Raw genomic sequence first — 1014 nt, 5'->3', positions numbered from 1 at the left:
CGAAAAATTTATATATTCATTTCCGAGTCTGCCCCTCCCGCTGACCGAGGCGTACGCATCCACGAGCGGGAACATTCCTTCTCGCAGTCGTAGGTCCGGTTCAGACGGAGGCGAAAGCCCTGGCCTTGGAAAACCCATGCGGAATGCGCTGCGATACATATACCGACTCGCCTAGCGGTCGGCTTCCATCATAGACCAACAATCATTTAAACACCGTTCGTGTGCGCTTTGGGCGTACACGGGCAAACCGCTAATAGCAAGGAGCCCTTTATGAACAAGGGACAATACGCAGGTATGCTCCGTGAAATCGGCGATGCCCGCAAGCAGGGTGGCGATGTTTCCGCATGCATCGCGGAATACCGCAAGCGCTACAAGTACGTCTACATCTACAACGACGCGGTCATCAAGAAGCTCCTCGGGATTCCCGAGAACGAGTCGATCGCGGTAGACTTCTTCAACGCGGCGCTTCACCTTTACGGGAGCAACTGCATCGAGCACCTCACCTTCGTGGACAAGGAACTTCCCGGGACGTTCACCAAGAGCACCGTCTCGGATATCGTGGCCGAGGACCAGCGCACGGATCGCATCGTGCTGGAGGTCCAGCACATCGAGGACGAGTCGTTCAACAGCCGCCTGGTGTACTACACCTCGAAGCACACGGTCGCAAGCCTTTCCAGGGGGCGGCCCTACAACCTGAAGAACCTGAACCTGATCAGCCTCCAGATGTTTGTCGGTTTCCCGGAATGGGAGAACTACCTGCACACGATCCGCCTCAAGAACCAGGACAACGAGGAGTTCTACAAGAAGCAGACCATCACCCTGGTAGAGGTTCCCAAGTTCCTGAAGGGAGGATTCGAATCCGATAACAGCCGCTTTGCCCAGTGGCTGCGCGTGTTCGACGGACTGAACAACGAGCGGCCCGTCCCCGTTCCGGAGGGGTCGCAGTTCGCCCTCTTGCAGAAGAAGGCCGAATTGAGTAAATTTACGGAAGAATTTCTTGTAAGCGAGGCTATG

General features: G+C 55.9%; 1 protein-coding gene. It reads left to right on the top strand.

The window, feature by feature from the left end; translation table 11 throughout:
• Positions 1-270: 270 nt before the first annotated feature.
• Positions 271-1014 (top strand): PD-(D/E)XK nuclease family transposase (locus BUA93_RS15680; protein ID WP_072981008.1); only part of this gene is annotated, 744 nt, incomplete at its 3' end.

Origin of the sequence: Fibrobacter sp. UWH4 (assembly GCF_900142475.1) — a bacterium.
Taxonomy (GTDB): Bacteria; Fibrobacterota; Fibrobacteria; order Fibrobacterales; family Fibrobacteraceae; genus Fibrobacter.
The sequence above is the reverse complement of the archived record's forward strand: the minus strand, read 5'-3'. Positions and strand labels throughout refer to the sequence as shown.